Genomic DNA, 9734 nt, shown 5'->3' with positions numbered 1-9734 from the left:
CACAATTTTATGCAAAGCTTTTATCTGGGCCGGTGGGTGTATTACACCCACCGGCTGCCCAGCGGCGAGCGTCAATCCAAGGTTCCACTATAATTATCTATGTAATACTTTTTTAAGCTCACAGTGACATTTTTGTCGAACAAAATTGAACCTTTTTATATGACATTTTTATAGGCTATTGACAGAGATTTTTGTGAAAAACCGGACCGCGCCTGACTCCTGTTTGAAAACAGAAGAATGCGGCGCGGCGATCTTCAAATGGACGCATTTCATCAATGGCCATCTTGTAGCGGTCGATTTTTTCATATATCGTCATCAATAACCACCTTTCCTTTAGTATGTAACTTTCTCACCAGATGGCATTATAAAAGAACCCTCATATTTGCATCCGGCCGCTTCGGCGATTTTTTTCAACTCGTCGACGGTGAAACTTTCCCGCTTCATTTTTTGACTAAAGGCCTGCGGACTTCTACCGGATAGTCGTCCGAGTTCAGAAACACTTATCCCAAGCTTAACACATAAAATTTTTACCTGCTCGGAAACAGACATATCACCACTCCTTTCGATATTCTTATTAATAATATTTAACCGTTGAAGGAAATATGAGCTCATATAATCCCAATAATATGGTTTGGGAGTATCTACCGGATGACCGTAAATCATCCGACTATGGGTGGATGATTAGCGCGATGCTATATCTATACTTATTTGGCCAGAAGCGCATGATTTCACCTGAAAGATGAGGTCATGCGCTTTTATATTCACTTGGCGATAAAAATAATATTGAGGAGGAGAAGGTTTTGGATCGTTATTTTAAGCTAAAAGAGAATGGCACCGATGTGCGCACAGAGATTATAGCCGGCATCACAACATTCATCACGATGGCCTACATAATCTTTGTCAACCCGATGATACTGGCTCAGTCCGGTATGAATTCCCAAGGCCTTTTGGGTGCCGCAGTAGGCGAAGCGGGGCTCAATGTTTCCAATGATCCGGTCATAGCCGCAGTATTTGTGGCTACTATATTATCGGCTGTTATAGGCACCATGATAATGGGCCTTGTAGCCAATGTGCCATTTGCTTTGGCGGCCGGTATGGGCATGAACGCATTCTTCACTTTCTATGTCGTGCTTACTGTCGGTTACACGTGGCAGCAGGCATTGGCCATAGTCTTTATTTGTGGTATCATCAATATAATTATCACCGTTACAAAACTCCGAGTAATGATAGTCGACTCTATTCCCGATTCGCTCAAAAACGCCATAGGCGCCGGCATAGGCCTCTTTATAGCCCTTATAGGCTTCAAAGAAGGCGGTCTGGTAGCTTCATCGCCGGATACGCTTGTAGCCATGGGCAGTCTTAAGGATCCCAAAGTTGTATTAACCGCCATAGGCCTTATCATAACCGGCATACTTATGGTAAGAAAGGTGAAAGGCTCCATATTGTTGGGCATTATACTCACCACTGTCATAGGTGTTTTCATGCAAACGGTGCTCGATCTTAAGATGGATATATTTTTGCCTGAAAGCTTCAGGATATTCTCTTTACCGCCAAGCTTGGAGCCTACCTTATTTAAGCTGGATTTCAATGGCTTGTTTACAGCAGGTACTGGCATCGGCGCCGGTATCGTGTCGGCTTTGGCCATAATAATGTCTTTCAGCTTGGTGGATACCTTTGATACCATTGGTACGTTTATAGGCACCGGTCGTAAAACCGGTATATTCGATGAGAAAAACGATAAACCCGGCAAAGGGCGTTTCCCGAGGAAACTGGACAAGGCATTATTTGCTGATTCTATAGCCACATCGATAGGTGCGCTTGTGGGCACCAGCAATGTTACCACATATGTTGAGAGCGCTGCCGGCATAAGCGAGGGTGGCAAAACGGGGCTTACATCGGTGGTGACGGCCATATGCTTCATACTAGCATTGTTTCTGTCGCCCGTTGTCGGCATTGTGTCGGCTCAGGCCACTGCTCCGGCCCTCATAATAGTGGGCGTGCTCATGATAGGTGCCATTATGAAGATAAACTTTGATGATTTCACCGAAGCCCTTCCGGCCTTCTTTACATTGGTCATGATGCCGTTTACCTACAGCATAGCCAACGGTATAGCGGCCGGCTTCATATTCTATACGCTGATCAAGATAGTTACCGGCAAGGCTAAAGAGGTGCATCCGATAATGTATGTCTTTACCGTGCTGTTTATATTGAAATTCGCCTTGCAGGTATGAATAAATTGAGCGAAAATCCGGATAGAATATTGTGCTATCCGGATTTCGTTTTTGAGGAGGTAGTTTTCATAAAATGCCAAGGGTTGCATGGATTATGGGCAGCGATTCCGATCTGCCCGCGTTGACCAAAGGAATAAAGCTTTTGAAGGATTTCGGCGTAGAGGTTGAGGCAGCCGTTATATCGGCCCACCGCACGCCCGATGTTGCCGCGGCGTTTGCTGCCTCGGCGCGCGACCAAGGTTTTGAGGTTATAATAGCCGCTGCCGGTAAGGCGGCGCACTTGGCCGGCGTTATGGCGGCCTATACTACCTTGCCGGTTATAGGCATACCGATGAAATCATCGGCGCTGGAGGGTCTGGACGCATTGTTGTCCACCGTACAGATGCCGCCGGGCGTGCCAGTGGCTGCCGTAGCCATAGACGGCGCTGAAAATGCCGCCATACTGGCGGTACAGATACTGGCCGTAAAGTATGATGAGCTGGCTGATAAACTTAAGGAGTATAAGGAAAATATGGCCAAAGGGGTTATGGCCAAAGATGCTAAAGTAAAACAGGAGGCAAGCAATTTATGAAGAAGTTGGAACAACTATATGAAGGTAAAGCCAAAAAAGTCTATGCCACGGATGATCCCGATTACGTGATAGTGGAATATAAGGACGATGCCACCGCGTTCAACGGCGTAAAGCGCGGTACCATAGTGGGTAAGGGTGTGGTCAATAACAAGGTATCCAATCATTTGTTCAAGATGCTGGAAGGCCGCGGTATACCGACGCATTTCGTACAGGAACTATCCGATCGCGAGACATTGGTCAAAAAGGTCGATATAGTGCCGGTGGAGGTCATAGTGCGCAATATAGCCGCCGGCAGCATATCGCAGCGGTTGGGTATACCCGAAGGCACCGTATTGAAACATACGGTACTAGAATATTCGTATAAGAACGATGAGCTCGGCGACCCGATGATAAACGCTTATCACGTATATGCTATGGGCTTGGCTACGCCGGAAGAGATGAAGGTTATAGACGAGATGGCCTTTAAGGTCAACGATATACTGAGCGATTACTTAAAGGGCATGAATATACGCCTGGTCGATTTCAAGCTGGAATTCGGGCGTTTCCACGGACAGATAATACTGGCCGATGAGATATCGCCTGATACATGCCGCTTCTGGGATATGACCACAAATGAAAAATTGGATAAAGATCGTTTCAGAAGGGATTTGGGCCATGTGGAAGAGGCCTATCAGGAAATACTGAGGCGTCTTATGGGAGGAGAATAAATGACAGCCAAAATAAACGTTACTTTGAAAAAAAGCATAATGGACCCGCAAGGTACGGCCGTAAAAGACGCCGCTCTGTCCATGGGATTCGATGCTGTGGACGATGTGCGCATAGGTAAGCACATAGAAGTGAAAATAAAAGATGGCGTATCCAGAGAAGAAGCCGAGAAACAGGTAGAACTGTTGTGCCAGAAATTATTAGCCAATCCGGTTATGGAGAACTTCTCTTTCGAGATAACGGAGGATTAGCCATGAGATTCGGTATAATAGTATTTCCCGGCTCCAACTGTGACAGCGACTGCTATCATGCGCTGAGGGACGTCATGGGACAGGATGTACGCTATGTATGGCATAAAGAGAGCGATATCTCTGATGTAGACTGCGTTGTGTTGCCGGGAGGATTTTCATACGGCGACTACCTGCGCTGCGGCGCTATAGCTCGATTTTCGCCTGTTATGCAGTCGGTACAGGATTTTGCCGAGATGGGGAAGCCGATTATAGGTATATGCAACGGCTTTCAGATATTGACCGAGGCAGGTCTTTTGCCGGGGGCATTGATACGCAACCGTGAGCTTAAATTCATATGTCAGCCACAGTATATACGCGTGGAGCATAATCGGTCGATGTTTACAAATATGTGCCAAGATAGGCAGGTGCTCAATGTGCCTATAGCTCACGGCGAAGGCAATTATGTGGCCGACGAAGCCACATTGGAGAGGCTGGAAGCCAACGGCCAAGTCATCTTCCGCTATTGCGATGCGCAGGGCGAATGTACAAATGAGGCTAATCCTAATGGATCTATGCACAATATAGCTGGTATAATGAATGAGAAAGGCAATGTGTTGGGCATGATGCCGCATCCCGAGCGCGTGTGCGATCCCATACTGGGTGGTACCGATGGCCGGCTTATATTCGGCTCAATAGTAGAATGGGCGGAGAGGAGGATTGCAAATGCCAAGTAAACAACGGTGGGATGAGGTAGGCCTCACTGAAAATGAATACAGGATGATAATCGATATATTGGGCAGAGAACCTAATGATCTGGAATTAAACCTTTACGGTGTGATGTGGTCGGAACACTGCGGTTATAAGCATTCGCGAGCTATGCTCAAGATGTTTCCGACATCGGGACCGCGAATATTGCAAGGGCCGGGTGAAAATGCCGGTATAGTGGATATAGGCGACGGATTGGCTGTATGCATGAAGGTGGAGAGCCATAACCATCCGTCGGCTTTGGAGCCTTATCAAGGAGCGGCTACCGGCATGGGCGGCATTATACGCGATATATTCACTATGGGCTCGCGGCCTGTGGCCCTTTTGGATTCGCTCAAATTCGGACCGCTGGATAACCCGCGCTCGCGCTATCTTATGGATGGAATTGTGAGCGGTATAGCGGGTTATGGTAACTGCATAGGAATACCTACGGTGGCAGGCGAAGTCGGGTTTGACCCATGCTATACCGGTAATCCGCTGGTAAATGCTATGTGTGTCGGGCTTATACGCCACGATGAGATACAGCGTGGCGCGGCGGCCGGCGTGGGCAACTCGGTTATGATAGTGGGTCATACGACCGGGCGCGATGGCATGGGCGGTGCCAGTTTTGCATCGGTGGAGATCACTGCCGAATCGGAAGAACGTCGATCGGCCGTACAGGTTGGAGATCCTTTTATGGAGAAACTGCTGCTCGAAGCTTGCCTAGAGCTGTTTAAAACAGGATGCGTGGTGGGCATACAGGACATGGGCGCTGCCGGCATAATATCGTCGACGTGCGAAACGGCGGCAAGGGCCGGTACCGGTATAGAGCTGGATGTGGCATTGGTGCCCAAGCGCGAGACCGGCATGACGCCTACCGAGGTTATGATATCCGAGTCGCAGGAGCGCATGCTGGTAATAGTAGAAAAAGGCAGAGAGCAGGAGGTATATGATATATTCGACAAATGGGGGTTGCATGCGGTTGTTATAGGCCATGTCACCGATGACGGCATGCTGCGCGTCTTGGATAATGGCGTAAAGGTTGGCGAGGTGCCGGCCAAGTCGTTGGCCGAAGCGCCGGTGTATCGTCCGGGTTATGAAAAACCGGCTTATATAGATGAACTGGCAGCTTTTGATCCATTGACGCTGCCGCTGCCTGATGATATGAACGATGTGCTGTTGAAGCTTCTGGCTTCGCCCGATATATGCAGCAAGCGCTGGGTATACAGGCAATACGATTATATGGTGCGCACCGATACGGCCTTACCGCCGGGATCAGATGCCGCCGTGGTACGTATAAAAGGAACGCATAAAGCAATAGCGCTTACCATAGACAGCAACGGCAGGTACAGCTATCTTGATCCGTACAAAGGTGGTGCGATAGCAGTAGCTGAGGCAGCGCGCAATATCGTATGCAGTGGTGCTTTGCCCATAGCTATTACCGATTGTCTGAATTTTGGTACTCCGGAAAAGCCGGATATATACTGGCAGTTCAGAGAGTCCATAATGGGAATGGCCGAGGCATGCCGCGCGCTGGATACGCCGGTTATAAGCGGCAACGTGAGCTTTTATAACGAAACCGATCGCGGTGCCATATATCCTACGCCTACGGTGGGTATGGCAGGGGTGATGGAGGACGTAAAGCATATAACCACTCAGGCTTTCAAAAAAGATGGTGATGCTATAGTGCTGTTGGGCGAGACAAAGGAAGAACTTGGGGCCAGTCAGTTCCTCAATATTATATATGGGATGCAAAAGGGTAAAGTGCCCGATATAAACCTCGAAAAAGAAAGCTCGGTGCAAAAAGCCACACTTAAAGCTATTCAGGAGGGCATCATATCATCAGCCCACGACTGCAGCGATGGTGGACTTGCTATAGCTCTGGCTGAGAGCTGCATAAGCGGTAGAAAAGGTGCTTATGTAAACCTTAAATTTGGTATCCGTACAGATGCTTTGCTTTTCGGCGAGAGCCAGTCTAGAATATTAATATCATTAAAGCCAGAATATCTGGATAAACTTTTCGTCATATGCGAGAGCTTTGGAGTGCCTTGCCAAGTGATAGGCACGGTTTATGGCGATAGGCTTAACGTAGATGTAAATGGTAACAAGGTTGTACAATTGCCTGTAGAGGAGATGAAAGATAAATGGGAGGGCACTATACCGGCTTACATGAATCGCAGATAACTGGCTTACGTGAGGAATGCGGGGTTTTCGGTGTATATTTGTCTGATTGCGAAGCAGACGTATCGCCTATGATATATTACGGCTTGTATGCCTTGCAGCATAGAGGGCAGGAAAGCGCCGGCATAGCTGTGACTGATGGATTAAGGCTTCGCTATTTTAAGGATATGGGTCTTGTTTCGGAGGTATTTGATCCGAAAATTTTGAGCCAGCTTAAAGGTTATGCCGGCATAGGTCACGTAAGATATTCTACCACTGGTTCGAGTTATGTAGCTAACGCTCAGCCCTTGGTAGTGCGCTATAAAGGTGGCGATATGGCCCTGGCCCACAATGGAAACCTTGTAAATGCGGTTTCTCTGCGCGGCGAGTTAGAAGCTCAAGGAGCTATATTTCAGACTACATCGGATACCGAGGTTATAGCCAATCTTATATCGCGCGCCGAGGGTGATGATATAAAAGATGTTGTAAGTCAGGCTATGCGCCAAATAAACGGGTCATATGCTGTTGTCATACTGACCGCTGATGCTGTTATAGGCGTGCGCGATCCGTACGGCATACGCCCTTTGTGCCTTGGCCAACTCGGCGATGGTTACGTATTAGCGTCGGAAAGCTGTGCTTTAGATGCCATCGGTGCTGAATTTATACGTGATATAAAACCGGGTGAAGGGATAGCTATAAGCAAGAATGGATTGGAATCCTTCAAAATAATGGATAGCCCTAAGAGGGCTCTGTGTTCATTTGAATTCGTATACCTTGCCCGCACCGATAGTGTTATAGATGGTGCCAGCGTGTATAGGGCCAGAATAAACGCCGGCCACATGCTGGCTATGGAGCACCCGGTGCAGGCCGATATGGTCATAGGTGTGCCCGACTCAGGCACTACAGCAGCCATAGGATATGCTCAGCAATCCGGTATACCGTTTGGAGAAGGCCTTATAAAAAACCGGTATGTGGGCCGCACATTTATACAGCCTGAGCAGAAGATGCGCGAGGAAGGCGTAAAGGTCAAGCTAAACGCATTGAGGGAGACCGTGAAAGGTAAGCGCATAGTGATGGTCGATGACTCCATAGTGCGCGGTACCACCAGCCGTCAGATAGTGGACATGTTAAAGGAAGCCGGAGCTATCGAGGTTCATATGCGTATAAGCTCGCCACCGGTGCAGTATCCGTGCTATTTTGGTATAGACACACCTTCACGCCAGCATCTAATAGGAGCCACGCATAGCGTAAAGGAGATAAGTGAAATAATAGGGGCGGATAGCCTTGGTTACCTGAGCATGGACGGACTGGTGCGCTCGATAGCTGAAACTGTAGGCAGCGATGAATTCGATGCTTTGTCCAATCCTTACTGCATGGCGTGCTTTGATGGGCGCTATCCTATGGAAGTATCCTGTGAAGCGCAAAAAAGCCTTTTCGAAAGGCACTAGGAGGTAGATATTGTGATAGATTACAAGGATGCCGGGGTAGATGTAAATGCTGGCTATGAAACAGTACGCCTTATAAAGCAGCACGCCGCACGTACCTTTATACCCGGGGTTATCGGAGATATAGGCAGTTTCAGCGGCCTGTTTGCTATAGATAAAGATGCGTATAAAGAGCCTGTACTGGTATCGGGGGCGGATGGCGTGGGCACCAAGCTCAAGATTGCCTTTGCGCTGGACAAGCACGATACGGTGGGTATAGACTGCGTGGCCATGTGTGTCAACGATATACTGTGCCAAGGCGCCAAACCATTATTTTTCCTCGATTACCTGGCCACCGGCAAGCTCGAACCGGCAAAAGCCGCCGAGGTGGTAAAGGGTGTGGCTGACGGTTGCGTCGAGGCAGGCTGCGCTCTCATAGGCGGTGAAACGGCCGAGATGCCGGATATGTACCCGGAAGGCGAGTATGATCTTGCAGGCTTTGCGGTGGGGATGATTGACAAAGACAATATAATCACCGGGCAGCGCATAGAAAAAGGAGATGCTCTAATAGGCCTTTCTTCTTCCGGCCTGCATAGCAACGGATTTTCACTGGTGCGCCGTCTGCTTATGGATAAGCTGGGGGAATACAATCACGAATTGGGCTGTGCTTTCGGCGAGGAGCTCATAAAGCCGACGCGCATATATGTAAAGCCGGTACTGGATGCATTAAAGGCATTTGATATAAAGGGCATGGCTCATATAACGGGTGGCGGGTTTATAGAGAATATACCTCGTATGCTGAATGAAGGCCTCATGGCTGTCATAGACCGCAATGCGTGGGAAAGGCCGCCCATGTTTCAAATATTGCAGCACCTGTCCGGATTGGACGACACCTCGATGTTCAATACATTTAACATGGGTATAGGCCTGGTAATGGCGCTGCCGCCGGATCAGGCTGATGATGCCGCGGCTTTCTTCAAAAGCGCAGGCTACCCGGCGCATATAATAGGCAGCATAGAAGAAGGCCCGGAAGGGATAAGGCTATGAAAAAGCGTATAGGCGTGCTGGTATCGGGCGGCGGTACCAACCTGCAGGCCATCTTGGACAAGATAAACGAAGGATATATAGATGCTGAAGTAGCGGCAGTCATATCCAACAGAAAGGATGCATATGCCCTCGAACGGGCCAGGGCCGCCGGCATAGACGCCAGGTATGTGGCGCGTAAGGATTATGAGAGCGATGAGCAGCGCGATTATGCTATGATGCGGATACTGGGGGATCATGCCGTAGACCTTGTGGTGTTGGCGGGATACCTCGGTATACTGAGCAAACCGTTCATAGACGCATACCGCTTGCGCATCATAAACGTTCATCCCTCGCTTATACCGGCCTTTTGTGGCAAGGGCTTCTATGGGCATCACGTGCATCAGGCGGCGCTGGACTATGGTGTCAAAGTAAGCGGAGCTACTGTCCATTTTGTCGATGAGGGCATAGATGCCGGCCCTATAATATTGCAAAAGGCGGTAGAGGTGAAAGATGACGATACCGCAGATACACTGGCTGCACGGGTGCTCGAGGTAGAGCACGAGCTTTTGCCCAGGGCCGTCAAATTATTTCTCGAAGGCCGCTTATCGGTTAGCGGCCGCCATGTACGCATAATATGATTAGG

General features: G+C 48.8%; 11 protein-coding genes and 1 riboswitch. Of the genes, 9 read left to right on the top strand and 2 right to left on the bottom strand.

Annotated elements, in window-relative coordinates; all coding sequences use genetic code 11:
• Positions 1–175: 175 nt before the first annotated feature.
• Complete coding sequence (locus JG770_RS08760; RefSeq protein ID WP_291957879.1) at positions 176–316, bottom strand: hypothetical protein; 141 nt, start codon at positions 314–316, stop codon at positions 176–178.
• Between the two features lie 17 nt (positions 317–333).
• Positions 334–549, bottom strand: a complete 216-nt coding sequence (locus JG770_RS08755) for a helix-turn-helix domain-containing protein (protein WP_291957877.1) — start codon at positions 547–549, stop codon at positions 334–336.
• 39 nt (positions 550–588) lie between these two features.
• Positions 589–690, top strand: a riboswitch (purine riboswitch).
• Positions 691–800: 110 nt separating this feature from the next.
• On the opposite strand from JG770_RS08755, the gene JG770_RS08750 reads away from it, so the two are divergent.
• The 9 genes from JG770_RS08750 to purN all read left to right on the top strand — a co-directional run bounded on the left by JG770_RS08750 (position 801) and on the right by purN (position 9729).
• Positions 801–2231, top strand: coding sequence for an NCS2 family permease (locus JG770_RS08750; protein WP_291957874.1), 1431 nt, complete (start codon positions 801–803; stop codon positions 2229–2231).
• A gap of 73 nt (positions 2232–2304) precedes the next feature.
• Positions 2305–2802 carry a 5-(carboxyamino)imidazole ribonucleotide mutase gene (gene purE, locus JG770_RS08745; protein WP_291957872.1) on the top strand — a complete coding sequence of 166 codons (498 nt, stop codon included), beginning with the start codon at positions 2305–2307 and terminating at the stop codon, positions 2800–2802.
• Positions 2799–3509, top strand: coding sequence for a phosphoribosylaminoimidazolesuccinocarboxamide synthase (gene purC, locus JG770_RS08740; RefSeq protein WP_291957870.1), 711 nt, complete (start codon positions 2799–2801; stop codon positions 3507–3509). The genes purE and purC overlap by 4 nt, the downstream gene beginning before the upstream one ends.
• On the top strand, positions 3510–3758 hold the full coding sequence (gene purS, locus JG770_RS08735) for a phosphoribosylformylglycinamidine synthase subunit PurS (protein WP_291957868.1): 249 nt from the start codon (positions 3510–3512) through the stop codon (positions 3756–3758).
• Positions 3759–3760: 2 nt separating this feature from the next.
• On the top strand, positions 3761–4471 hold the full coding sequence (gene purQ, locus JG770_RS08730) for a phosphoribosylformylglycinamidine synthase subunit PurQ (protein WP_291957866.1): 711 nt from the start codon (positions 3761–3763) through the stop codon (positions 4469–4471).
• On the top strand, positions 4461–6665 hold the full coding sequence (purL, locus tag JG770_RS08725) for a phosphoribosylformylglycinamidine synthase subunit PurL (RefSeq protein ID WP_291957864.1): 2205 nt from the start codon (positions 4461–4463) through the stop codon (positions 6663–6665). The genes purQ and purL overlap by 11 nt, the downstream gene beginning before the upstream one ends.
• Positions 6626–8089, top strand: coding sequence for an amidophosphoribosyltransferase (purF, locus tag JG770_RS08720; protein ID WP_291957862.1), 1464 nt, complete (start codon positions 6626–6628; stop codon positions 8087–8089). Before purL ends, purF begins: the two co-directional genes overlap by 40 nt.
• Before the next feature lie 12 nt (positions 8090–8101).
• A complete protein-coding gene (gene purM / locus JG770_RS08715; protein ID WP_363320982.1) occupies positions 8102–9112 on the top strand; it encodes a phosphoribosylformylglycinamidine cyclo-ligase in 1011 nt (336 codons plus the stop codon).
• Positions 9109–9729: a phosphoribosylglycinamide formyltransferase gene (gene purN, locus JG770_RS08710; protein ID WP_291957859.1), complete on the top strand. Its 621-nt coding sequence runs from the start codon at positions 9109–9111 to the stop codon at positions 9727–9729. The genes purM and purN overlap by 4 nt, the downstream gene beginning before the upstream one ends.
• Positions 9730–9734: the final 5 nt, after the last annotated feature.

The organism is Mahella sp. (assembly GCF_020054945.1).
Classification (GTDB): domain Bacteria; phylum Bacillota; class Clostridia; order Mahellales; family Mahellaceae; genus Mahella.
This window is presented reverse-complemented; position numbering and strand designations above follow the sequence as displayed.